Consider the following 26092-nt stretch of genomic DNA (forward strand, 5'->3'; position numbering starts at 1 on the left):
AATTACTTAGCGGCCCTAAATATTTATTATAGATTTATATAGTGGATGCTTTTTTATAGAAAAAAGTTTTAACAGGTTTAAAATTATATCTTTCAGGGAGTATTATTTGTTCAGTGCTACCAACAAACAATATCCCATCCTTTATCAGGCTATCGTGAAATTTTTTATACAATAATTGTTTAGCTTCTTCAGTAAAATATATCATAACATTTCTGCAAATAATTATATCTTGATTCATTGGAAAGGAATCTTTTAAAAGGTCAATATTTTTAAACTCAACACATTTTTTTATATCATCTACTATTTTATATGAACGTTCAATAGGTACAAAATACTTCTTTTTAAAATCTTGAGGTAAATTTTCTAGTGATTTTTCACTGTAAATACCTAATTTAGCTTTATTTATGGCTTCTTCATCTATATCTGTAGCTAATATCTTTATATCTTTTAAATCAAAAAATCTAGAAAGTAGCATAACAATTGAATAAGGTTCTTCTCCTGTAGAACAAGCGCTACTCCATATTTTAGGTACCCTATTGATTCTTTTAATCATGTCTGGTAATATCTCTTGTTCTAAGGTTGTCCATTGTAATGGATTTCTATAAAATTCTGAAACATTAATAGTAAGGTAGTTAATAAACTCACTTAATAATTTTTTATCAGTCTTTAATCCTTGAAAATAATCATCAAAATCTTCGAAATTATTTCTAGTAAATAAAGAAGTTATTCTTCTTTTCATTTGTTTTTCTTTGTAGTAATTTAAATCAATATCTATTAATTCATTTATTTGTTTTTTAAAAAGTTCGTATTTATCCATTGTTCAACCCCTTCGTATTTTATTTTAAATAATATATAAAAAGAACTGTGGCTAAAAGCCACAGATTTGTGTAAAGGGGGTTTTGATGTATTGACGAGGTCTCTATTATTTTAAACAAAAAAAACTATTTTATACATCAACCCCAATACACTTTAGTTATCTTTAATTATTTCTTCAATAGTAGGTTCTAATTCTTCATTTTCATTAACATATTCTTCAGATTTTGCTTTATCGTTTAATATTTCTTTTATACTTAAACTAATTCTTCTATCATCTTCTTTTATATCTATTATTTTTACTGTTACTTTATCATTTAATTTTAAAACATCTGATGGCTTATTAACATGTTCATTAGAAATTTGTGATACATGAAGAAGTCCATCTACACCTACATTAAGTTTTACAAAAGCTCCAAAGTCTTGTAAATTAACAACAGTACCATCAACAATGTCTCCTACACTATACTTATCCATAAAAACTTCCCAAGGTTCAGGCATAGTTTGTTTTAAACCTAAAGAAATTCTTCCTTTTGCCTTATTGAAATCTAATATTTGAACTTCAACATTTTGTCCTTCTTTTACAATTTCAGATGGATGTTTTATTCTTCTCCATGCTAAATCAGATATATGGATAAGTCCATCATCTCCGCCTATATCAACAAATGCACCAAAATCAGTTAATCTCATTACTTTACCTTCAACTATTTTACCAACTTCAAGACTGTTCCACAACTTTTCTTTTCTTTCTTCTAATTCTTCCTTTTCTACTTCTTTTCTTGAAAGTATAATTCTCTTTTTATCTCTATCAAAGTCTGCAACCAATACTATTAACTTCTTACCTTTGTATTCATTTAAGTCCTCTACATAAGATGTTGACAATAATGATGCAGGTATAAATGCATTTAGTCCCTCTACAACTGCCAATACTCCACCTTTAACAACTTCAGTTACTTTACAGTTAACTTTTTCTTTGTTATTATAAGCGCTTTCTAAATCATCCCAACTCTTTATAGATTCAATTCTTTTAGTAGATAGTAATACATTTCCTTCTCCGTCATCAAGTCTTAGAACATATACATCTATTTCATCTCCTATATTGTATAGTTCTTCAGGTTTGATATCAGGATCATAAGAAAGTTCATCTTTTGTAATAATTCCATCTGATTTGTATCCAACATTTACCATAACTTCGTTTTCTGTTACTTGAATTACTTTACCTTTTACAATTTCACCACGATGCAACCTAACGAGTGAATCCTCTATAGCTTTTATCATTTCTTCATTGTTCATATTTTCCATCTTATTAATAACCTCCTTAATTATCCAATCAGGTGTTGAAGCACCTGCTGTTATTCCAATTGTATTAAATTTTTTAAAATTAATCAAAGGTAAATCATCAATTGTTTCTATATGAAATACATTTTCACAAAATTTCTTACTAACTTCAACTAATTTATTAGTATTAGAACTGTGATAACCTCCTATAACAATCATTGCTTCAGCTTCTTTTGCTACTTTTTCACAAGATTTTTGTCTTAGATTAGTCGCATTACAAATAGAATTAAATATTTCCACTTCATTACTTTTTTCTTTAATTATTTCAATTATATTATTAAATTTTTCTTGTCTATTTGTTGTTTGTGATACAATAAATATCTTGTTTAATTTAGGTAACTTCTCAACTTCTTCTGTACTATTTATAATAATAGCTTTATTATTACAAAATCCATTAATACCAATGACTTCTGCATGCTCTTTATCTCCTACTATTATAACCTGATACCCTTTGTTATTATAAGCTGCAACTTTTTTATGGACTGCTTTTACATGTGGGCATGTACAATCTATTATAGTATTTCCATTATCCTTTAATATCTCATATGTCTTTAAAGGTACTCCATGAGCTCTTATTATTACATTTGCATTTTGAACATGGTCTATATTTTCTAAAACCTTAAGGCCTTTTTTTTCATATTTTTCTACTACTTGGCTATTGTGTATTAATGGGCCTAAAGAAAAAATATTATCATCATGATTTTGATTTAAAACATTTTCAGTTATTTCAACAGCTCTTTTTACCCCAAAACAAAAGCCTGCATTTTCTGCCATTATTATTCTCAAACCAATTTCCTCCTATATATATTTATTTCAAGGAATATATTGCTTTTAAAATATTTTGACTTATAATAGTATAATCTTCTTTATTTAATTTCTTATCATAATAATCATTAAAATATAAAGGTTTTCCAATAGTAATATTTACTTTACTAAATAATTTATATTTTGAATTTATGAATACAGGTACTACTGGAGACCTTCCTTTTATTGCAATCATACCAATTCCAGGTTTAGCTTTATTTATATCTTCCTTAAAAACCCTTGTTCCTTCAGGGAAAATACCTAATACCTCTTCATTTTTTAAAATATTTATAGAAGTTCTAATTGCAGATAAATCTGCACCCTGCCTATCTATAGGGAATGCTCCAAGTGAGCTTAAAAATTTATCCAAGAAAGTATTTTTAAATAGTTCTTTTTTTGCCATAAATCTAATTTGTCTTGGCATAGATAATCCTAATATCAGAGGATCAAAATTACTGATATGATTAGAACAAACAATAATCCTACCTTCTTTTGGTATATTCTCTTTTCCATTAACATTGAATCTAAAGACAATTCTAAAGATAGCATTCCCAATACAATAACATATTTTATAAAAAAGCATATTTTACCTCCCCTGAATTATTTCAAGAATAGTATTTACGCTTTCTTCAATATTTTTTTCTGTTGTGTCTACTTCTATTGCGTCTTTTGCCTTAACAAGTGGTGCAACATCTCTAGTACTGTCTATTTTATCTCTCATTTTTAATTCTTTTTTTACTTGTTCTAATGTTATATTTATTTCACCTTCATTGGCTAGCTCTTTATATCTACGTTTAGCTCTTTCATCAACACTAGCAATAATGAAAAATTTATAAGTAGCATCTGGAAGTACAACAGTTCCAATATCTCTACCATCCATAATTACACTTTTGTTTTTAGCAATTTCTCTTTGTAATTCTACCATTCTATATCTTACTTCTTTTATTTTTGCAATATATGATACATTTTGGTTTATTATATTTTCTCTTATCTGCTTGTCTACTATTTCTCCATCTAAGTATATGTGATTATCCTTAAAATCAATAATCGTATTGTTTATTTCTGATAATATTTTTTCTGAGTCATCTAAAGATATTTTTTTATTTAAAATCTTTAAAGTAAATGCTCTATACATAGCTCCAGTATCTATATATTCTATATTTAACTTTTGAGATATTAATTTTGAAATAGTACTTTTTCCAGAACCAGCTGGACCATCTATTGCTATGGAAATAATCCTATCCATTAGTATCCTCCTTGTTACAAAATTACAACCACCATTAAGGTGGTTTTTTGCCTACTCTTTATCTAAATCAGGCCTTAGAATTTTTGCACCTTTTAAATAAATATGTTTTATTTCTTCTTGGTTTTGATTAGAATTATACAACATCATTAACCTAATACATTTATTTAAACCACCTTTAACTCCCATTTCGTTAAAACACATTAAAGCTGTATTCAAATATCCCATAGCTCTTGCAGCTTTTGCAGGATATTCAGTATTTAAATCTTTAGTTGATGAGAATATAATTCCTATTACTTTGCTTTTTTCAATATTATTTCTTTTTTCAATTTCTTTAATTAATTCAGTTGTATTATTTAAAATATCTTCACTTGTGTTTTGTTCAACTGTAATTGCTCCTCTTATAGCAACAGTATTCATATTTATCACTTTCCTTATTAATTATATATTAAAACAGCGAATCTCTCAAGCTATTTTAATCTTACTTTACCTAATATCTCTATGCTTTGAGATGTGGTAATAACCGTATCTAATTTTGGGTTATTTACATTTTTACTTATACCTTGTAATTTAACTTTTACTTTATCCATATAAGCTGTTCCGTCAACTTCTACTAAATCATTTTCACAAACTTTAATTTTTATTTCATTATCTTTTTTAAAATCACCTGCTGGTTCTCCATTTACCAATATATTAACTTCATTATATTCATCATCTAATAGCTTGATTATTAAAATGCCTTTATCGGTGTTTTTTTTATTAATTATAGGTATATATTTATCATTTTTCATAAATTGGCTAGTATTAATTACATTTTCATCATTTACATTTATAAATTGTACACCTATTAATAATATAAAACAAATAATTGTAATGCTTAAAATAAGTTTTTCAATCTTATTAAATAAATTGTTCATAATTTCCTCCCTAAAATATACTTGTATTTATATTTTATGTAATGTTTGATAAAATAATGTATATAGGAAGAAAACTCTTGATTAGCAATTTGTTCCAGCTAAATAACCAGTCGAATATGCGATTTGTAGATTAAAACCTCCCGTTAACGCATCTACATCAATTACTTCTCCTGCAAAAAACAAGCCTTTTATAATCTTAGATTCCATAGTAGATGGATTTATTTCTATAGTTGAAACTCCTCCAGACGTTACTATAGCTTCTTCAATTGGTCTAAATCTAGAAAAACTTAGTTCTAAACCCTTTATTATATTTACAAGATTCTCTCTTTCTTCTTTTGTTATTTGATTTATGTTTTTTGTTTCGTCTATATGTGAAAGTTTTAATACTACAGGAATTAAGCTATTAGGTAATAAATCATTAAGACCATTTTTAATTTGTTTATTATTATATTGGTTAAAATCTCTTAAAATTCTTTTATCTAACTTTTCATAAGATAATGCTGGTTTTAAATCAATTTTAAATTTGATTTTCTCTTTTTCGTATTTATTAATTTTATTACTCATAGTTAAAACTATTGGTCCCGATATTCCAAAGTGTGTAAAAAGCATTTCTCCAAATTCTTCAAATACTTTCTTGTTTTTTATATATGCTGAAAGAGTAACGTTTTTAAGTGCTAAACCCTGTAATTCTTTGATCCATGCTTCATTTACTTCACAAGGTACTAAAGCTGGTTTTAACTGAGTAATAGTATGACCAAAATTTTTTGCAAAGATAAAACCGTCCCCGGTTGAACCAGTTACCGGATAAGATTTACCTCCTGTAGCGATTACTACACTATCAAATTTCTCACTAATATTATTTGAAAATGTAATCACAAATTTTCCTTCTACATATTTAATAGTTTTAACTTCTGTATTGAGTTTAATTTTAACATTCTTATCATTTAAAAATCGATTAAAAACTTTTATTACATCACTAGATTTATTGGAAGCGGGAAAAACTCTATTTCCTCTTTCAACTTTAGTTTCTAAGCCATAAGTATTAAGAAGATTTATAATATCATCATTAGTAAAACTATATAGGGAACTATACAGAAAATTACTGTTTGTAATTATATTATCAAAGAAATCTTCTATTGGAGAACTATTAGTAATATTACATCTTCCTTTACCAGTTATATAAAGCTTTTTTCCTAATTTATCATTTTTCTCAATTAGCACTACATTTTTTCCTCTAGAACCAGCAAAACCAGCCGCTATAATTCCTCCTGGTCCACCACCTATAACAGCAACTTTCTCATTCATTTTATTCCTCCCTCAAATGGTTAGTGTCATTTAACAATTTTAAAACTCTATTATAATCCCTAAATTCAACAATGCTTAAACTTACATTGCCTAATGTCAATTTGTTATAATATTTAATGTCTATATCTAGTAATCCTAATATTATTGTTTTTAGCGTAGCACCATGGGATACTATTAATATATTTTTATTAGGGTTTTCATCTATAACTTTATTTACACCTAGCATTGCTCTTTTTTGAAGTTGATATAAAGTTTCAGCACCTTCCATATTAAATTTATGTGGTTGTCTAAGCCATATATCGTGTTCTTTTTCACTTGTTTCATTTAAGTATTCAATGGTTTTTCCTTCCCATTTTCCAAATGCAATTTCTCTAAAGCATTCTAATTTATTTACTTTTTTATCTAGTTCATTTCCTATTATAGTAGCAGTTTCATATGCTCTTTTTAAATCACTTGAGTATATTAAATCAATTTCTTCATTTTTTAATCTAGAGCCTAATTTTTTTGCTTGAATTTTTCCTAACTCTGTTAAAAGTATATCTTGTTGTCCTTGAACTTTTCTTTGGTAATTCCATTCTGACTGGCCGTGTCTAACTAAATATATTTTTTGCATACATTAACTCCTTTCGTTTTATTATTATATCCATAATTTTTATTTGTTTCATTTATAGTTATTATAATATATTTGTTATGATTTTTGTAATTTGTTTTATATAATTATATATCATATATGATAATCTCAATTATGAGTATAAATCTAAAAAATAAAAGCTTGTAAGCTTTTATTTTTTAGATTTATTATTATTTAATATTTCTTTACTATTTACATTATCATATACGCTATATTTCTTCCATATTCCTTCTAAGTCTTCGAAATAGGTAGTTATATCTTCTCGTTTTTCCATACCAACAGCAATTATTAGTGCATTAATCAAACTCATAGGTGCTACTAATGAGTCAACAAAAGAAACCATATTACTACTAGCAAGCAATGTTATATCTGAAATTTGAGCTGCTGGAGAAAGTAGACTATCTGTTATACCTATTACTGTAGAACCTTTTTCTTTAACATACTTTAGAGCTTCAAGAGTTCTAGTAGAGTATCTTGGATAACTAATACCTATCACAACATCTTTTGAAGTTACTTTTAAGAGTTGCTCAAATATATCGCTTGGACCTGCAGTTACCGTTTTTACATTACTTAATATAAAATTTAAATAAAAACCTAAGTATCCTGCTAAAAACGATGAGCTTCTAAGACCTAAAATATAAACTCTTTTTCCTTTTAAAATAGCCTCTACTGCTTGACCAAATACACTATAGTCTAATTCTTCAAAGGTTTTGCTTATATTTGATACATCTTTTTTAAAAACTCTTTTAAGTAAATTTTCTTTATTTGAGTATTCATCTGTTAGTGATATTCTTTGTACTGTAGTTAATTTATTCTTTATAAGCTCTTGTAAGTCACTTTGTAATTCTCTGTAACCAGTATATCCTAAAGTATTTGCAAATCTAACAACAGTTGACTCACTAACGCCAACTGTTGTACCTAGTTTTGCTGCAGTCATAAAGGCTGCTTTATCATAATTGTCTAAAATATAATCTGCAATTAATTTTTGACTTTTACTAAATTTAGTAAAGTTATATTGTATTAACTTTATTAAATCAGCATTATTTTGCATAACACTCTTCCTTATGAGTTTTTATTAAATTAAAACCTTCTTCTAAAGCTTTTTTGTTTAGTTCTTCTGTTCCCTTTGGAACTCTACTTAATACAGCTTTTTCTAAAGACTCCTTACTTACAACCTTTGTTAATTCATAAATAGTACCTAAGGCAACAATATTTGCAACCATTGGTCTGTTTAATTTTTCTTTTGCCGTTTCTAGAATAGGTACACGGAATATATTTATATCATCTCTCTCTGGAACATTCTTAATACTACTATCTAATATTAAAGCTCCACCTTCATTTAATCCATCTATATATTTATCACATGCTACTTGAGTCAATGCTAGAAGAATATTACAATCTCTTACTTTTGGATAATTTATATCATCTTCACTAATTATTACTTCAGCCTTACTAGCACCACCTCTAGCTTCAGGACCATAGGATTGAGATTGAACTACGTTTTTTCCATCATAAAGAGCAGCCTCTGCTAATATTATACCAGCTAAAATAAGTCCTTGTCCTCCAGAACCGCTTAACCTTAATTCATGATGCTCCATAATATCTCTCCTTTAAAAATAGTCAATTATTCTTTGATATTCATCAGTATATTCAGGCTTACTTTCACTATGCAATTGACCAACTATTATTTTGTTTTTAATTTCTTCTTTACTTAATTTTTGAGCAGCAACCACGTTAATGGAATTGTCTTTTAAAAATTTCATCATGTCTACTGCTTCACCTTTCTTGTTTTTCCTTCCATAATAAGTTGGACAAAGTGTTACTGATTCTACAAAAGAAAACCCTTTATTTTGAATGCCATCTTCTACTAATTTTGTTATTAAGTTTGGATTATAAACAGTTGCTCTACCTGCAAAAGTTGCACCAGCAGCAATTGCTAAATTACATAGGTCAAAATTGTTATCAATATTGCCATAAGGTGCAGTTGTCCCTTTATCACCTGTTGGTGTAGTTGGAGAATACTGTCCACCTGTCATACCATAGATATTATTATTAAAAACAACAGTTGTAATATCAATGTTTCTTCTGCAAGCATGTATAAGATGATTTCCCCCTATAGCAGCAGAGTCACCATCTCCTGTTATAACAATAACAGTTAATTCTGGATTAGCCATCTTAATTCCAGTTGCAAAAGACAGTGCCCTTCCATGAGTAGTGTGTATAGTATTAAAATCTAGATATCCAGAAGCTCTTGAAGAACATCCAATTCCTGAAACTATACAGACTTTATTTTTATCTAACTTTAAATTATCTATCGCTCTAACTATTGCATTTGTTACTATTCCATTTCCACAACCTGGACACCAAATATGTGGTAATCGATTTGTTCTATAATATTTTTCAACTAATTCACTGGTCAACTTTTAGCCCTCCTTAACTATTTTTAGGATTTCTTCAGGAGTTATTAACTCTCCATTAACTCGTCCGTACTTTATGACTTCAGTATGTTTTCCAGCTATTCTATCTACTTCAAGGAAATATTGTCCCATATTCATTTCTACAACTATTACCTTCTTAACTTTTTTAGATAATTCCTCAATTTGTTTCCTAGGGAACGGCCACATAGTTATTGGTCTAAACATTCCAACTTTAATATTTTCATCTCTTCCTGCATCTACAGCACTTTTTACTGATCTAGCAGTTCCGCCATAAGCTACAATAGCTATTTCAGCATCATCTAATTTATAATCTTCATAAGTAACTATATCATCAACATTATCTTCAACCTTATTTACTAATCTAGTAACTAATTCTTCAGCTAATTTTGGATTAGTTGTTGGAAATCCTGTTTTATCATGAACTAATCCTGTTACATGAAATCTATAACCATCACCAAAAACTGCCATTGGTGAAACGTATTCTCCTTCTTTTACTTCATATGGATTATATTCATCTAATCCACTTTCAGGTTTTTTTCTGTTAATTATTTCAATTTCATCTTTATTTGGTATCTCGATTTTCTCTCTCATATGTGCAACAACTTCATCCATTAAAAGTATAACTGGAGTTCTATATTTTTCAGCTAAATTAAATGCCCTTATAATTAAATCATAAGTTTCTCTTACAGATGAAGGCGTTAACGCAATCATAGGATGATCTCCATGAGTTCCCCACTTAACTTGCATAACTTCCCCTTGAGCAGGAGAGGTTGGTAACCCTGTACTTGGTCCTCCTCTTTGAACATTAACGATTACACAAGGTATTTCAGTTATTGCAGCATATCCAATATTTTCTTGCTTTAATGAAAAACCAGGTCCACTTGTAGCTGTCATAGCTTTTAAGCCAGCCAATGAAGCACCTATAACTGAACCCATACTTGCAATTTCATCTTCCATTTGAATAAATTTACCACCAACTCTAGGAAGTTTCTCTGCTGATAACTCTGCAATTTCAGTTGATGGTGTAATAGGATATCCTCCATAAAATCTCATACCTGCAGCGATAGCCCCTTCCACACAAGCCTCATTTCCTTGCATAAGTTTCACAACTCTATCAGTCATTTGATTTACCTCCTAGATAAATAGCATAATCTGGACATCTTAATTCACACTGTCCGCATTTAATACAAGATTCTTCATCTTTAATATTTACTTTACCGTCCTTAATTTCTAGAACATTCTTAGGACAAAATGCTACGCATATGCCACAACCTTTGCACCATTTTTTATTAACTTGTAGCACTTTTAAAGTCTGTTCAGGCACTGTCTTTTCCCCCTTATATGTAAATGTTTTTTTCTACTTAAATAATAACAAATTAGAATGATAATTGCAAGATTTATTTCATATTTTGTTGAAAAAATGTTTTTTTGCAAGTTTTGCTTCATGTATATTCAATTTAAAAGGCCAAAAAGGCCTTTTAATATTTTTATTTATACTGGATAAGTTTTAAATTCTTCATTCAGTAAATTTGTATCAATTTTATATCTTTCTGCTTGTCTGTATTTAAAATAATTAATTGCTACTTGTGGAAATAATGCATAAGATAATACATCTTCATCTTGTTCGATGTATTCCGATATTTCTTTTCTCAGCTTATCCAATTCAGGTTCCATTAAATCTGCTGGACGACCAGTATATACTTCTTCATCGCCAATTATTTTCTTTCTAATCTCTTCTTTTATTGGAACAGTTGGTTTACCATATAACCCTTTAACATAGTTTTTAGCTTCTGTTGGTACCATTTTATATCTTTCGCCTAAAACAACATTAAATACAGATTGAGTACCTACTATTTGACTCATAGGAGTAACTAATGGTGGATATCCTAAGTCTTCCCTAACTCTAGGTACTTCCTCTAATACTTGTTCAAATTTATCCAATGCTCCTTGACTTTGTAATTGAGATACTAAATTTGATAGCATCCCTCCAGGAACTTGGTACTTTAATGTTTTTGCATTAACTTCTAATACCTTTGGATTCAATAATCCTTCTTTTTTATATTTTTCTCTCAAATCTTTAAAATAATCAGCTATCTCTAAAAGTAAATTTAAATCTAGACCAGGATCATATTGTGAACCTTTTAGTGAAACAATCATAGATTCAGTTGCTGGTTGACTTGTACCCATACCTAATGGAGAAATAGCTGTATCTATAACATCTGCTCCAGCTTCTATTGCTTTCATATATGTTTGATTTGCAATACCACTAGTAAAGTGGGAATGTATCTGAATAGGTATTTTAATTTCAGATTTTAATTTGCCAACTAATTCATATGCAGTATAAGGAAGCAAAATCCCAGACATATCTTTTATACAAATAGAATCTGCCCCCATTTTTTCAAGTTCTTTAGCCAATTTTACATAATAATCTATATTATGTACTGGACTAGTAGTATAAGAGATTGCAGCTTGTGCATGTCCACCTGCTTTTTTAGTTGCTTTAATAGAAGTTTTTAGGTTTCTTGGGTCATTCAATGCATCAAATACTCTTATTATATCTATCCCATTCTCAATAGTTTTCTTAACAAATTCTTCTACAACATCATCAGAATAATGTTTATAGCCTAATAAATTTTGTCCCCTAAGAAGCATTTGTAACTTAGTTTTCTTGAAAACGCTCCTTAATTTTCTTAATCTTTCCCATGGATCCTCATTTAAAAATCTTAAACATGAATCAAAAGTTGCTCCACCCCAAACTTCTAGAGAATAGTATCCTACTTCATCTAGTTTTTCAGCAATAGGTAGCATATCCTCCGTTTTCATTCTTGTAGCGATTAATGATTGATGGGCATCTCTTAGTACTGTATCTGTTATTTTTACACCAGCCAATTAAAACGCCTCCTAATAATTATTTTTTTCTACGCCATATAGTATTGGCGGATTGTTAATTTGATTGATGAATTGAAACTTTAAAGTACTATATTCTTTTTGATTTAAATTTAACAAAAACTTCTCTACATTCTCCATTTCTTCTCGCCCACCATCATGACCTGGATAGCAGGTTACAAGAAGAATACCACCATGAACTAAAATACTTAGTGACTCTTTTAAAGCAATCAAAGTAGTTTCAGTTTTGGTTATTATACTATGATCACCTTCAGGAAGATAGCCTAAATTAAAAACAACAAAACTCACATTTTCACTTACACTTATATGCTTGGAAAGGTTTTCATGACCATCATTAATAAGAATTACCCTTTCTAGTAAGTTTTCATTTTTTAGCTTTTCTTCAGAAAGTTTTATAGCTGTTTTTTGGATATCAAAACCATAAACCCTGCCATGAGGTCCTACTAATTTTGCCAAGTTTATTGTATCATTTCCTTTGCCAACTGTACAATCAATTACAGTATTTCCTGGAGAAATAGTTTTCTCCATAATCATTTTTGTTATTTCTACTGCATTTTTAAAGTATTTATAATCCATTTTATCAACTCCATATATGTTACTACCGTAAAATCAAGAAAATTGCTTAAATTCTTATTGTTTTTAAATTAACATAGTATTAAATTTATATTCTTTTAATTAACAACTATATTATAATCAATATAGAACTTTTTTTAAAGGGTAAATCACTATTATAACAAAACTTTAAAAACTTTAGTAAAATACTAAAGTTTTTAAAGTTTCTTTAGAAAATCAATTTCGTTTTTAGTTAAAAATCTCCAGCATCCTTGTTTAAGATTACCCATATTAATTCCACCAAAGGAAATCCTTTTTAGCTCTAATACTGGATGATTAACTGAAGCACACATTTTCCTTACCTGTCTATTTCTCCCCTCATGAATTTTAATTTCTAAAAGAGAGCTGTTTTTATATTCTTTTAATATATTAATTTCTGCTTTAGATGTAATATAATCTTCTATTTTTAAACCATTTCTAAATCTAACTAGCTCTCCTTCATTAGGTACACCTTCAACCTTCGCCAAATATGTCTTAACAATCTCATAACTAGGATGTGTCAATTTATAGGTTAAATCTCCATCATTAGTTAAAATAAGTAATCCTGATGTATCATAGTCAAGTCTTCCTACCGGATATACTCTTTCATCTATTCCTTTAATTAAATCAATAACCTTTTTTCTATTAAATTCATCTTTCAAAGTAGTAACATATCCAGTAGGCTTATTTAACATTATATAAACTTTTGTTTCTTCTAGTTTGATTATCTTTTCATCTACCGACACAATATCGTTTTCTGGAATTATAGTTGTTCCTAACTCACTAATAGTTTTTCCATTTACCTTAACTCTTCCTGATAAAATTATTTCTTCTGACTTTCTTCTAGAAGCTACTCCACACTTTGCCATATACTTTTGTAACCTCATAATTTACCCCTTTCTTTTTCTTAATTAATTCTAAATTCTATTATAAATATTTAGTAGTTTATTTTTCTTCACTCTCTCCTGAATAGCATCTCTATCAATTGAATAAAGATTTAAATCTTTCATCCTAATAAAATAATCACTACCAGCAAATGTATATCTTTTTCTAAGTCCTTCTTCTTTTTGTATCATCTCGTTTTCATATGCAATAATATCTCCTACAGCAAGCGTCCTAGGGAGTTCTAAAAGTTCTTCTCCCCTAATCATTCTAACACTATTATACCCTGCTAGACTACCAGTAGTAATTGCTTCTGTATGCCCTACAAATAGTCCTGCTTTTTCTCCTCCACAAAACAAGTTATTTACTCCTATTACCTTCATAGCATTATCTCTAGGTGCCATAGATAAATATCTAACAGAATTGCCTATACCTCCAGAATAAGGATCTTCATATCTTGCATTTTCTAAACCTTGTATTTTCCTTAAATCTTCTAAAGGATAGAATGTTGTCATCATCTTTGCATGACCTGTATCTAGCAAAATAATATTTTCTGCATACTCTTTTAAAGCATATTGCTGACATACTTTTTTATCTAGTTTATCTAAATGTATATCTTCTTTTGGCACAGGAAGAACAACTACTCCTTTTTCATCCAATTCATTTCTTATTTCAAAACTTAATGAATCCTTATTTAATTTACAAGAACCACTAAAAGCTCCAAATGTACCATCTTTCTTTTTACCCATTAAATCATCAACACCACTTTTTTCACTAATACTTATTCGCGGACCAAAAGTTGGACATCTTAATATACACATAGAACAACCATTCCCATATCGTAAACAATTTCCCATAGGTCCTGTAGACCCAGTTGTCTCAATAAACACATCTCCATAAATTACACTATCATCATTTAAGACTATTCCTTCTATAGTTCTATTGTTTATTATAACATCTATCGCTCTCTTTTTTAATAACACTTCTATTCCTAAGTTCGTAAGCAATCTTCTCACTTCTGGTTCAATTTTGGTAACATCATAAAGGCTAGCATGTTTATGACCAGGAAAATCTAAATTTTTATGTCTTGAATACATATCTGTAATTTCAAACAATTCACTAGCACCTAAATGAATGTTTTCTTCAGTGGCAGTATATCTTCCATTATTTCTCATAATACCACCAACATTACCTAAACCTAAAAGCATATCCGTTCTTTCAATCAATACAACTTTTGCCCCCATTTTTTTTGCCCTAATACTTGCTGCACAACCTGCCCATCCTCCTCCAATTATTACAACAGTATCCAAAATAATCCCCCCCTAACTAAATAATTTCTTAGGATTTAATTGACTTTTACACATTCTAACTTTTTTACCTGTTTCAATTCTTCTTATACAAGAACCACATATCCCTTCACTACAACAAATTGTACTGTTGTTACTAGTCATATAATTAATATTTTCATTTACATCTTTAATTAAATTAATTATGTGATTATGAACTAAATCTGAACCAGAAGAAAATACTAATTTAATGTTATTATTTATTATTAATTCCTGTATCTTTTGACTATCTTTATATAAATCTCCTTTGATAACAGTCAAATCATCATTTAAAAAATCTAAAGCATAATCTAAATTCATGTTTCCACTATCCAAAAACAAAAATATTTTGTTGCTATTTCTAATCATTTCTCTAATTGGTAATACTACTGATGATTGGCCTATCCCCCTTGCTATAACCAAGCAATTGGAATTTTTTACTTGCTTTAAATAATTTATTCCCTGTATGCCATTCCAATATGGACCTTTTATATCAAGAATTTCAACTTTATCTAATGATTTCGTTTTACTTCCTTTGTTTTTATATACTATATAAAAATATTCATCCCCATCTAAATCCAAAATTGACATAGGTACATTATAAAAATAATCTTTATCGATAGCTTTTAATAGTACATAAGAACCTGACCTATTCAATTGTTTTACAAGGTTTTTGTCAGTTTTTATCTTAAGCATAAAAACATTTGAATATATTTCTTTATTTAATATTACATAACCACTATAAGCTTTTCTACTGCCATTTACTTTTTTGTTGTTCATATAAAATTCATTTAAAATACATACACCATTCCAACCACAATCACAAGTATTCTTCCCTTGTAACTGAGAACAAGATATACAATCCATAGTCTCTGCTAAATGACATGGACAAAACTCACTTCCTGCATCAATACATTTGTAAGTATTAGACATGCCTTATCCCCCTTTTTTTACCACCTATTAATAAAATATTAATATTTTTATAATATGTTACATAATTATTAAATGTTACTCAATAAAATATAAAAAAAGAGCCTATTTATCTAGGCTCCTCAATAGCTTTTCAAAGAAGTTAATCTTCTTAACTTCATATTTAGATATCAAATTAGTTGTATACATCATTTCTCCATCTAAATACACTTCAATCCTTCCAACTTTTGTATTTTTTATAATTGGTGCCTCTAATTCATCAGGTAAATGTATTACTACCTTTATTTTTTCTTTCTCGTCTTCCTTTAAGGGTAATGTACAGATATCCTCTGTAATTACAGGTAAGTACTCCTCATTTCCATCTTTAATTTTCAAATTTTTAATAAACTGACCTTTATCGTACACAATAATAGATTCATAATTATCAAATCCATAGTCAAATAACTTATAACAATCATTAAACCAATTACCATCATTTAAAACTACGGCAATAAGTTGCATACCTTTTCTTGTAGCACTTGAAACTAAACATCTACCTGCACTTTTAGTATAACCAATTTTTACACCATCACCACCATCGTATTGCCAAAGAGTTTTGTTTTTATTATAAAAATAGTTATTTTTATCTCTATTTGCTACCCAAGTTTTTGCACTTACAATTTCCCTAAACTCTTTTGATTTTAAAGCTTCTTTTGTTATTAAGGCTAAATCATAGGCAGTAGTATAGTGATTTTTGTCTTCAAGTCCATGAGGATTAACAAAATTTGTATTTAAAGCACCTATTTCTTTAGAACGCATATTCATCATTTCAATAAAACTACCTACATCCCCACCAATATGTTTAGCAATAGCAACAGCAGAATCATTACCTGACCTTAACATTAATCCATATAACAAATCTTTTTTACTTATTTCCTCATCTTCATATAAATATATACTTGAACCTTCAATACCTACTGAATCTTTATTTATTTTAACAATATCATCCATATTACCATTTTCTATCCCTATTAAAGCTGTCATTATCTTAGTCGTACTTGCCATTGGTAGTTTTTCTTGTGAATTATAATCAAAAAGAACCCTCCCAGATATAGTATCCATTAGTATTGCACTCTGTGCACTTATATCTGGTTCAGTGCAATAAGATATAGAACTTATAAATAATACGATTGTAATTAATATTAATACAGTTTTAATTCGCAAATGGCTTCCTCCATTCATCTTAAATCCAAATAAATAACAGAAGCAGAATTTATCTGCTTCTTAGCTGGGATTTATTGTCGAATCATAATTTGATGTATTTACATCTTGATTCTCTTTATTAGTAAGATTAGTTGCTAACTTTCCTATTAAATCAAATAAGTTTCCTAAAGCGTTACTTCCTTCATCAACTGGCAACAATTTCATTTGATTTTTGCCTACTACCATAAACGCTACTGGTTGAACTGATACTCCAGCTCCTGTACCACCTCCAAAAGGTAACTTTCCTTCTTCATTACTATTATCTTCCCTTTTACCTTTTTTAAACATAGTATTAAACTCAGTACCTCCAGAGGCAAATCCAAAAGATACTTTAGATATTGGAATTATCACTAATCCATCAGGAGATTGCACAGGATCACCAACTATAGTGTTCACATCCACCATATCTTTCAAACTCGTCATAGTTGTTTTCATAAGAGCTTCAATAGGATGATCTGGCAATTTTTTCACCACCTTTTTTTGTAATTAATACATATAAGCTTACAATAATAATATAAACAGTTTTGATTTTAATTATACAATTAAAATCCATTTCGAAATTTTTTTCTTCAAAATCTGGTATTACATTAATATAAATATCTTTTACTTTTCTATTGTTTAAAAATACTCCTAGTACAGTATTCTTAACAGACCAAAATACTCCATTTGTAATCCCTGTAACAGCAGCATCCTCAAAACCATATTTTGTTATCCATTTTAATTCTACTATTTCACATCTATCTAAAAAATATTTAATATATTTTTTGTTAACTTTATACACTTTTTTTATTTTTTTAAATCTAACTATTATATTTTTATCATTAGCATCTTTAATGTTTTCTTTTTTAGAGTAAATACTACGTTTTATTAAACCAAACAAAAATGTGAAATTAATTTTAGCCTTAAAAGTTTTATTCCAATTAAATTGAATTTTTATATATATTGGAGACAAAAAAATGGTGATTATCAATAGCATAACAATAAAAACCCAATACATAAATTCACCCCATTACTATAAATAACTATTTTTATTGTCTCCAAAAAACAAGAAGAATAATACAATATGTATTATTCTTCTTCAATATCTACTTCAAACTCTTCCAAGGATGGTAAGTCTTCTAAACAAGTTAAGCCAAAGTACTTTAAAAACTCTTTTGTAGTACCATAAATTATTGGCCTACCTGTTCTCTCTAATCTACCTTTTTCTTCTATTATACCTTTTTCCAAAAGGGTATCCAAAGCCTTATCACATCTAACTCCTCTTATCATTTCTATTTCATTTTTAGTTATTGGTTGATTGTAAGCCACTATTGATAAAGTTTCTAATGCTGCACTAGATAGAGTCTTATTTGATTTAGGATTATACAATTTTTTAATCCATTCAAAATGCTCTGATCTAGTACTCATTTGATAACTGTCATCAATTTGTATTATTTTTATACCTCTTCTTTCATAATTAAATTCATCTATCATTTCATCAATTATTGACCTTACTTCTTCTTCATTTATTTCTAGAATCAAAGAAATATCTTTTAAATTTAACGGGTCTCCCCACATAAATAGTAAGGATTCTATTATTGCTTTAATTTCCTTTTTATCCATAAATGGCACCTCTTTAATCATATCTTAATAATAACAATATCAGAAAAGTTATTTTCTTGTTTTACCTTTATATATTTTGATTTAGTTAATTCTAAAATTGATAAAAATGTACCTATTATTTCAGAACGAGAAGAATTTTCATCAAATAAACTACTAAACAAAATTTTTTCTTTTTCATTTAATTCACTCTTAATTCTATTTATGCATTCTTCTAATGTTATTTCGTCTCTTTGTATTTCATCAATATTTATAGGTTTAGATTTTTTATCTCTTTTAGATAATACTTTATTTAAAACTTTTACTAATTCATCTACATTGAGGTTCTCTAGTTCTAAATCTTCTTCTTTCGTATAAGCAAATTCTTCCTTTGGTTTGTAAAAAACTTTATTTTGATTTATTTCCTGTATTTTTAGTTCTTCTGCAACTTTTTTATATTTTTTATACTCAACTAATCTTCTAACCAATTCAATTCTAGGATCAATTTCTTCCATTTCTAACTGTCTATCTTCATTTTCATTGTTTTTTGCTGGCAATAGCATCTTTGATTTTATTTCTAACAAAGTTGAAGCCATCACTAAAAAATCACTAGCTATTTCCAAATCTAATTCCTTCATGTTATTTAAATAATCCATGTACTGATCGGTAATATCACTAATAGGTATATCATATATATCGACTTTTGCCTTTTCAATTAAATGTAAAAGCAAATCTAAAGGTCCTTCAAAGGTTTCTAAAACAATTTTATAATCCATTTCTATACCCCTAACCAATTATCTTAAGAATTAAATTTAAACTCATATTTATTAATGGACTCAACATTTTATCAATTGTGTTACTAATAATTAAAATAATTAATATTAAGTGGAGAGGTTTTTCGTATTTATAAAACATGTACTCATACCTTGTAGGCAATAAGCTCGCAAGTATTTTAGAGCCATCTAATGGTGGAAATGGTAGTAAATTAAATACCCCAAGCATTATATTATACCATAAGGTAATTACAAGAATTTCTAAGATTATGCTATTTCTTATTATACCACTAGAAACTATAAAACCTGAAATTATTGCCATTATGAAGTTAGATATAGGCCCTGCAATAGATACCAATATAGTATCTAATTTTCGCCTTTTAAAATACATGGGATTAATGGGTACAGGTTTCGCCCAACCAAATCTAAAAATAAGCATACTCAAAAAACCTATAGGATCCATATGTGCAATGGGATTTAATGTTAATCTACCTGCTTGTTTTGCAGTAGGATCACCTAATTTGTATGCAGTATACCCATGAGCTAGTTCATGAAAAATAATTGCAATAAATAAGCCTGGTATAGCTATTAGTTTATCGTATAGCATGTCCAACCCTCACCTTCAAAATAAGCTAGATATATTGTATAATTAATTATTCAAAAACTCAAATATATCTAGCTAAAATATCCTTTTTTTATTTATGTATCAAGTTGTTAAACATCACTTTAAACATATCTGCAAAATTAGCACTTTCTACAGTTTCACTAGATACTAAATTGATTCTATCAACTATTTTTCCATCCAATGTTATAACCAATTCACCTAATTTACTGTTTTTTTCGATGGGAGCAATCAAAGACTTAGGTAATATATATTCCCTTCCAAGGTTTGATTGGGATCCTTTAGGCAATAATACAAACACATCTTTTTCAAAAATAACATTAACCTCATTTTTCTTCCCTTTTTCAAGTAAAATTTTCCCAACTACATCTCCTTTTTTACCTATAGTTACAGAATCATAAGTAGCAAAACCATAATCTAACATTCTCTTAGTCTCTTCAAATCTTAACTTACTTGTTTCACATCCCATTATAACAGAAATCAATTGTAAATTACCACGTTTTGCTGATCCAGAAAGGCAAAATCCTGCTTCATTTGTAAAACCTGTTTTTACACCATTAGCTCCTTCATATTCCTTAACAAGTCTATTGGTGTTAACTAAACCTTGAACAACATCTTTATTCTTACCAACTTTCATTTCTGCCATCCATAATGTTAACCACTCATGAATTTTAGGATGTTTTAAAAGCTCCCTACTCATCAATGCAATATCATAAGCAGTAGTATAATGATCCTCTGATGGTAACCCTGATACATTTTTAAAATTTGTGTTTTTCATACCTAATTGAGTTGCTCTTTCATTCATTTTTTTTGCAAAAATTTCTTCACTTCCTGATATATGTTCAGCTAGCGCTACGCTTGCATCGTTAGCTGATCTTAAACATATGGCTTTTAACAAACTTTCAACTGTTTGTATTTCTCCTTCTTCAAGATATACTTGACTACCACCCATGCCAGCAGCATTCGATGTTACTACTACTTCATCCGTGAGTTTAATTACCCCTTTTTCAATTGATTCCATAGCAATTAAAAGAACCATTATTTTAGTTATGCTGGCTGGAGGTAGTTTTTCATTAGAATTATTTTCATAAAGTATTTCACCTGTATTGAAATCCATAAGAATTGCAGACTTACCTTTTATATCTAAGGAAGGTTCTGCAAAAGCTAAATTAATTGATGTAAAAACTATTATAATCCCTAGAAAACATGAAAAATATTTTCTATTTTTGAATATAAAATACACTTTATTACCTCCTCTGTTTTTTATTTATATTTATCTTAACCATTTAATACTTAGTTATACGAACAGTTTGTAATGGAGGTAATAAAATGAAATACTAATTTTCACCAAAAAACAAGGCTTAAAAAAGCCTTGTTCCATTTTTAGTCACTTCTGCATATATTAGCTTCTTCTCTTTACTATTTTTTTCCCCTATAAAAATAATGTCTTTTAAATAATCTTTTACTTCATTTACTTTTTCAATATTGTTACCATGAACATATGCAAGAACATCACCTTTTTTTACTTCATCATCAACTTTTACATTTAAAACAATTCCTGAGGATAAGTCTATTTTTGATTCTTTTGTCTCTCTGCCCGCACCTAAAATCAATGAACATTCACCAACTTTTTCAGCATTCATCGATTTTATAAAACCATCTGTATCACTTTTAACTTCTACTATATAATTCGCTTTAGGAAGTAATTTTGTATTTTCAATGTAACTAATGTCTCCACCTTGGTTTTCTACAAATTCTAGTAACTTTTTATAAGCTCTTCCTGAATCAACAGTATCGATTAACAATTCTCGAGCTTCTGATTCATTTTCACATCTCTTAGCTAATAACAATAGCTTAGTACCTAAACTCAAACATAGCTCATAAAAATCTTTTGGACCATTTCCCTTTAATGTTTCAATTGCTTCTTTTACTTCTAGTGCATTACCTACTGCATAACCTAAAGGTTCATCCATATTTGTTACTATAGCAACCGTTTCTCTTCCAAATCCAGTTCCTAAGTCTACCATCTCTTTTGCTAATGTAAGAGCGCTATCTAAATCTTTCATAAAAGCACCACTTCCAACTTTTACATCTAAAACTATTGCATCTGAACCTATAGCTAATTTTTTACTCATAATACTACCTGCTATTAATGATATGTTTTCTACTGTAGCAGTAACATCTCTTAGAGAATAAAGTTTTTTATCTGCTGGTGTAATATTGGCGGTTTGGCTACAAATAGCAATATTTATATTATTAGCAGCTTCAAAAAAATCTTTACTAGACAACTCAACTTTAAAATCCTTAATTGATTCTAATTTATCAAGTGTTCCACCAGTATGTCCCAATCCTCTACCAGACATTTTTACAAAAGGTATACCACACGAAGCTACCATTGGTCCAAGGGCAATTGTAGTTTTATCTCCAACTCCACCTGTACTATGTTTGTCCACTTTTATTCCTTTGATATGGGATAAATCAACAGTATCACCAGAATTAATCATTGCTTTTGTTAAATCTAATGTTTCTCTTTTATTCATTTTATTACAGTAAATAGCCATTAATAACGCTGCAGCCTGATAATCTGGTATATTTCCACTAGTATAGTTCTCAATAAAGAAATTTATTTCTTTTGTACTAAGTTCAATGCCATCTCTTTTATTTTTTATAATATCATACATTCTCAAAGTCATACTGTTCACCTCTAATCAATATTCTTAACAATTCCCATAACTAAACTTTGAAAGGTTTCTTTTACTCTTGCAGATGTTTCAACTACTTCTTCATGATTAAGTGGCTGATCCAATATTCCTGCTGCCATATTAGTAATACAAGATATTCCTAAAACTTTCATACCGCCATGCCTTGCTACTATAACTTCTGGAACTGTAGACATCCCTACAGCATCCGCTCCTAGAATACTTGCTAACTTGACTTCTGAAGGTGTTTCATATGTTGGGCCTGAAAACCACATATAAACTCCCTCTCTTAGGCTAATGCCTATATCATTAGCTGTTTTTTTAGCTATATCCATAAGTTTAGTATCGTATGCTTTAGACATATCTAAAAACCTAGGCCCCAATTCATCATAATTTTTACCAAGCAGTGGGTTTTTACCTGTAAAGTTAATATGGTCAGTAATTAACATTAAATCTCCTGGATTGAAGTCTTTATTAGCTCCCCCTGCTGCATTGGTAACCAAAATAGTTTCAACTCCTATAGCTTTCATAACCCTAATTGGAAAAGTCACTTCCTCTAATTCATAACCTTCATAAAAATGAAACCTTCCTTGCATAGCTACAACTACTTTTCCTTCCAAATTACCTATTACCAATCTACCTTTATGGCCTTCTACTGTAGATACAGGAAAATTAGGTATTTCATTATAATTTATATATATTGGCTTTTCAATTTTCTCTGCCATATCTCCTAATCCAGACCCTAAAATCATACCTACTTTTGGTTTTTTATCTAACTTTGTCATTATATACTCTTTACTTTCATTAATCTTATCTAATAAGTTCATATTTACCCTCCTATGCTCTTGGATGTGCTTTTTTATAAACTTCTCTAAGTTTCTTGTCATTAGTTGCAAATGAATACATTTGTGTTGTTGAAATGTCAGAGTGGCCTAACATCTCTTGAACTGACTTTAAATCAGCTCCATTTTGTAGCAAATGAACTGCAAATGAATGTCTTAATGTCTGTGGAGTAATCTTTTTGTTTATGTTAGTGTTTCCTGTATAATACTTTATTATTTTCCAAAAACCTTGTCTTGTCAATCTTTTTCCCTGAAAATTTAAAAAAACAGCTGTTTCTCTAACATTTCTTAATACTTGTGATCTATACTCATTAATATATAGTTTAAGACTATCTATTGCAAGTTTTCCAACTGGTATAGCCCTTTCTTGTAAACTATCTCCTCTTAAGGCTATATATCCTATTTCAAAATTTATATCATTAATATTTAAATCTATCAATTCTGAAACTCTTATCCCAGTTGCATATAATAATTCCAACATAGCCTTGTCCCTTGAACCTTTAAAGTCACCAACATCCGGTTGTGAAAGTAACAAATCAACCTCCTTTGGTGTAAGAATATCAGGTACTTTCCTTTCTCCCTTAGGTGAATGAAGATTATAAGTAGGATCTTCTCTTATAAAATCTTTATTAATTAAATATTGATAAAAAGATCTTATAGAAGCAAGATTTCGAGATATAGTTGAAGTAGCTTTGCCATCTTTTTGCAAATACATTAAATACGTAATTATTATGGTTTTATTAGCGCTCATTAAATCAAAAGAACTATTACTATTTAGGTATTCCTTAAATTGCTCCAAATCCCTAATATACGATTCTAATGTGTTTTGGGATAATTCTCTTTCATCTTTTAAATAGCAACTATAACCGTAAATAACCTCATCCATAAAAATTCTCCTTTGTTCTCTAGTTTCTATATATAAATTCCATAAAAAAAGCTATAATCCTTCAAAATGAATTAATTTACATAATCAACAATAAATTTCATAAATAAAGGTGAAATATAAGCTTCTACTAAACTTCCAACAACTATTAGTATACAAAATAAAAATATAATACTAGAATAGTTTAAAAAGCTAGTTAAAGAATATTTATATAGAACTCTATTTTTTCTGCCTTTAACTCTATTTAATGAGTAACTTATACCAATAGAAGATATTGATATTATCCCCGGAACAATAAATATGTTTTGGGGTAATAATGCAAATATAGAAAACAAGAACCCTTTTAATCCAAATTCATTAACTAAAAAGCCAACTGTAAATCCCATAGCAAATCCTCTTAGCAATACTATGATAGGTATTACTGGTATTCCAATTATAACAACACCAGTTAACCAAATAATTAAAATTGTTTTCATATTACCTATTAATGACTCTTTTAATAAAAGGCTGCTATTCATATCTTCCTTATTAAGTAGTTTAAAAAATGAATTAAAGAAACTCAATATTTGATTTTTTTCTTCTACATTCAATACTTTAATAGTTATAGCACCTACAACTATTCCAACAACCAATAAAATACACATCGTAAAATAAGCGGTGAAATTATCCTTAAAATGTTTAAAAATCCAATTTCTTATCTTGTATAGCAAAACATATCCTCCCTTCGCAAGATATACAAGCCTTATATGAAATACTATGCACCAAAGGAGGATATTATCACTTAGATTTTATTTGTTTAATAGATAGTCTTTTACTGTAAAAGCACTTACTATAGTTTTACTGTCCATAATCTCACCTTTTAGAATCATATCAATTAAATCATCTAATTTTACTTTTTTTACTTCAATATATTCATCTTTTTCAGGTTGAGCTTCTCCTTCTACCAATCCACTTGCTAAAAACAAATACATTTTCTCATTAGAAAAACCTGGAGAAGTATAAAATTCTAATAAATATTCTATTTTTTTAGGTGTAAATCCTGTTTCCTCTTTTAACTCCCTTATAGCAGTTTCTTTAGGTTCTTCACCAATTTCTAGTTTTCCAGCAGGAACCTCTAATAATTCTCTTTCAACTGCCTTTCTATACTGTTTAACTAATATTATTTCATTCTCATCTGTTAGTGCAACTATAGCTACTGCTCCAGGGTGCTCTACAATTTCACGTTTGGAATATTTCTTGTCAGGTAATTCTACTGTATCAATTCTTAAGTTCAATATTTTACCTTCATAAATTCTTTCAGTCTTCATGGTCTTTTCTTCAAAATTCATT

30 protein-coding genes are annotated in these 26092 nt (G+C 28.6%); all 30 read right to left on the reverse strand.

Going from position 1 to position 26092, the window contains the following annotated elements; all coding sequences use genetic code 11:
* Positions 1-34: 34 nt before the first annotated feature.
* On the reverse strand, positions 35-817 hold the full coding sequence (locus tag BQ9840_RS02140) for a CheR family methyltransferase (protein WP_077367600.1): 783 nt from the start codon (positions 815-817) through the stop codon (positions 35-37).
* Positions 818-969: 152 nt separating this feature from the next.
* A complete protein-coding gene (locus BQ9840_RS02145; RefSeq protein WP_077367602.1) occupies positions 970-2937 on the reverse strand; it encodes a bifunctional 4-hydroxy-3-methylbut-2-enyl diphosphate reductase/30S ribosomal protein S1 in 1968 nt (655 codons plus the stop codon).
* A gap of 22 nt (positions 2938-2959) precedes the next feature.
* A complete protein-coding gene (locus BQ9840_RS02150) occupies positions 2960-3538 on the reverse strand; it encodes a lysophospholipid acyltransferase family protein (protein WP_077367604.1) in 579 nt (192 codons plus the stop codon).
* A 3-nt stretch (positions 3539-3541) separates the two neighbouring features.
* Positions 3542-4201, reverse strand: coding sequence for a (d)CMP kinase (gene cmk, locus BQ9840_RS02155; protein ID WP_097677453.1), 660 nt, complete (start codon positions 4199-4201; stop codon positions 3542-3544).
* A 51-nt stretch (positions 4202-4252) separates the two neighbouring features.
* Entirely contained in the window at positions 4253-4618 is a 366-nt protein-coding gene (gene aroH / locus BQ9840_RS02160) for a chorismate mutase (RefSeq protein ID WP_077367606.1), read from the reverse strand.
* Between the two features lie 50 nt (positions 4619-4668).
* The gene (locus BQ9840_RS02165; RefSeq protein ID WP_077367608.1) at positions 4669-5115 is read right to left on the reverse strand and encodes a hypothetical protein; all 447 of its coding nucleotides are present in this window, start codon (positions 5113-5115) and stop codon (positions 4669-4671) included.
* A gap of 81 nt (positions 5116-5196) precedes the next feature.
* Positions 5197-6420 (reverse strand): NAD(P)/FAD-dependent oxidoreductase, encoded by a 1224-nt coding sequence (locus BQ9840_RS02170; RefSeq protein WP_077367610.1) that lies wholly within the window; start codon positions 6418-6420, stop codon positions 5197-5199.
* 1 nt (position 6421) lies between these two features.
* Positions 6422-7033, reverse strand: a complete 612-nt coding sequence (locus tag BQ9840_RS02175; RefSeq protein WP_077367612.1) for a histidine phosphatase family protein — start codon at positions 7031-7033, stop codon at positions 6422-6424.
* Positions 7034-7202: 169 nt separating this feature from the next.
* Positions 7203-8102 (reverse strand): MurR/RpiR family transcriptional regulator, encoded by a 900-nt coding sequence (locus BQ9840_RS02180; protein ID WP_077367614.1) that lies wholly within the window; start codon positions 8100-8102, stop codon positions 7203-7205.
* Entirely contained in the window at positions 8092-8649 is a 558-nt protein-coding gene (locus tag BQ9840_RS02185) for a 2-oxoacid:acceptor oxidoreductase family protein (RefSeq protein WP_077367616.1), read from the reverse strand. Before BQ9840_RS02185 ends, BQ9840_RS02180 begins: the two co-directional genes overlap by 11 nt.
* A 12-nt stretch (positions 8650-8661) precedes the next feature.
* The gene (locus BQ9840_RS02190) at positions 8662-9471 is read right to left on the reverse strand and encodes a 2-oxoacid:ferredoxin oxidoreductase subunit beta (RefSeq protein ID WP_077367618.1); all 810 of its coding nucleotides are present in this window, start codon (positions 9469-9471) and stop codon (positions 8662-8664) included.
* Between the two features lie 3 nt (positions 9472-9474).
* On the reverse strand, positions 9475-10611 hold the full coding sequence (locus BQ9840_RS02195; protein ID WP_077367620.1) for a 2-oxoacid:acceptor oxidoreductase subunit alpha: 1137 nt from the start codon (positions 10609-10611) through the stop codon (positions 9475-9477).
* Entirely contained in the window at positions 10604-10813 is a 210-nt protein-coding gene (locus BQ9840_RS02200) for a 4Fe-4S binding protein (protein WP_077367622.1), read from the reverse strand. Before BQ9840_RS02200 ends, BQ9840_RS02195 begins: the two co-directional genes overlap by 8 nt.
* Positions 10814-10980: 167 nt before the next feature.
* Positions 10981-12378 (reverse strand): oxaloacetate decarboxylase subunit alpha, encoded by a 1398-nt coding sequence (locus BQ9840_RS02205; RefSeq protein WP_077367624.1) that lies wholly within the window; start codon positions 12376-12378, stop codon positions 10981-10983.
* Positions 12379-12390: 12 nt separating this feature from the next.
* Positions 12391-12972 carry a class I SAM-dependent methyltransferase gene (locus BQ9840_RS02210; RefSeq protein WP_077367626.1) on the reverse strand — a complete coding sequence of 194 codons (582 nt, stop codon included), beginning with the start codon at positions 12970-12972 and terminating at the stop codon, positions 12391-12393.
* Positions 12973-13166: 194 nt separating this feature from the next.
* A complete protein-coding gene (locus BQ9840_RS02215) occupies positions 13167-13874 on the reverse strand; it encodes a pseudouridine synthase (RefSeq protein ID WP_200804848.1) in 708 nt (235 codons plus the stop codon).
* Between the two features lie 30 nt (positions 13875-13904).
* A complete protein-coding gene (locus BQ9840_RS12800; RefSeq protein WP_097677454.1) occupies positions 13905-15179 on the reverse strand; it encodes an FAD-dependent oxidoreductase in 1275 nt (424 codons plus the stop codon).
* 12 nt (positions 15180-15191) lie between these two features.
* Positions 15192-16127 (reverse strand): sulfide/dihydroorotate dehydrogenase-like FAD/NAD-binding protein, encoded by a 936-nt coding sequence (locus BQ9840_RS02225; protein ID WP_077367630.1) that lies wholly within the window; start codon positions 16125-16127, stop codon positions 15192-15194.
* A gap of 102 nt (positions 16128-16229) precedes the next feature.
* Positions 16230-17327 (reverse strand): D-alanyl-D-alanine carboxypeptidase family protein, encoded by a 1098-nt coding sequence (locus tag BQ9840_RS02230; RefSeq protein ID WP_097677455.1) that lies wholly within the window; start codon positions 17325-17327, stop codon positions 16230-16232.
* A 60-nt stretch (positions 17328-17387) separates the two neighbouring features.
* On the reverse strand, positions 17388-17837 hold the full coding sequence (ytfJ, locus tag BQ9840_RS02235; protein WP_234978599.1) for a GerW family sporulation protein: 450 nt from the start codon (positions 17835-17837) through the stop codon (positions 17388-17390).
* Positions 17809-18363 carry a DUF2953 domain-containing protein gene (locus BQ9840_RS02240; protein ID WP_077367636.1) on the reverse strand — a complete coding sequence of 185 codons (555 nt, stop codon included), beginning with the start codon at positions 18361-18363 and terminating at the stop codon, positions 17809-17811. Before BQ9840_RS02240 ends, ytfJ begins: the two co-directional genes overlap by 29 nt.
* 71 nt (positions 18364-18434) lie before the next feature.
* The gene (scpB, locus tag BQ9840_RS02245; protein ID WP_077367638.1) at positions 18435-18968 is read right to left on the reverse strand and encodes an SMC-Scp complex subunit ScpB; all 534 of its coding nucleotides are present in this window, start codon (positions 18966-18968) and stop codon (positions 18435-18437) included.
* Between the two features lie 17 nt (positions 18969-18985).
* Positions 18986-19720, reverse strand: coding sequence for a segregation and condensation protein A (locus BQ9840_RS02250; RefSeq protein WP_077367639.1), 735 nt, complete (start codon positions 19718-19720; stop codon positions 18986-18988).
* Positions 19721-19730: 10 nt separating this feature from the next.
* Complete coding sequence (locus BQ9840_RS02255; RefSeq protein WP_200804849.1) at positions 19731-20324, reverse strand: site-2 protease family protein; 594 nt, start codon at positions 20322-20324, stop codon at positions 19731-19733.
* A gap of 88 nt (positions 20325-20412) precedes the next feature.
* Positions 20413-21582 (reverse strand): D-alanyl-D-alanine carboxypeptidase family protein, encoded by a 1170-nt coding sequence (locus tag BQ9840_RS02260; protein WP_234978600.1) that lies wholly within the window; start codon positions 21580-21582, stop codon positions 20413-20415.
* A gap of 118 nt (positions 21583-21700) precedes the next feature.
* Positions 21701-23026, reverse strand: coding sequence for a pyrimidine-nucleoside phosphorylase (locus BQ9840_RS02265; RefSeq protein ID WP_077370073.1), 1326 nt, complete (start codon positions 23024-23026; stop codon positions 21701-21703).
* A gap of 17 nt (positions 23027-23043) precedes the next feature.
* Positions 23044-23865 carry a purine-nucleoside phosphorylase gene (locus tag BQ9840_RS02270; protein WP_077367641.1) on the reverse strand — a complete coding sequence of 274 codons (822 nt, stop codon included), beginning with the start codon at positions 23863-23865 and terminating at the stop codon, positions 23044-23046.
* A 10-nt stretch (positions 23866-23875) separates the two neighbouring features.
* Positions 23876-24766 carry a site-specific tyrosine recombinase XerD gene (gene xerD / locus BQ9840_RS02275; RefSeq protein WP_077367643.1) on the reverse strand — a complete coding sequence of 297 codons (891 nt, stop codon included), beginning with the start codon at positions 24764-24766 and terminating at the stop codon, positions 23876-23878.
* Between the two features lie 71 nt (positions 24767-24837).
* Positions 24838-25473, reverse strand: a complete 636-nt coding sequence (gene spoIIM / locus BQ9840_RS02280) for a stage II sporulation protein M (RefSeq protein WP_077367645.1) — start codon at positions 25471-25473, stop codon at positions 24838-24840.
* Between the two features lie 78 nt (positions 25474-25551).
* A complete protein-coding gene (locus BQ9840_RS02285) occupies positions 25552-26091 on the reverse strand; it encodes an NUDIX hydrolase (protein ID WP_077367647.1) in 540 nt (179 codons plus the stop codon).
* Position 26092: the final 1 nt, after the last annotated feature.

It is taken from the genome of Anaerosalibacter sp. Marseille-P3206, assembly GCF_900155565.1.
GTDB lineage: Bacteria > Bacillota > Clostridia > Tissierellales > Sporanaerobacteraceae > FUHM01.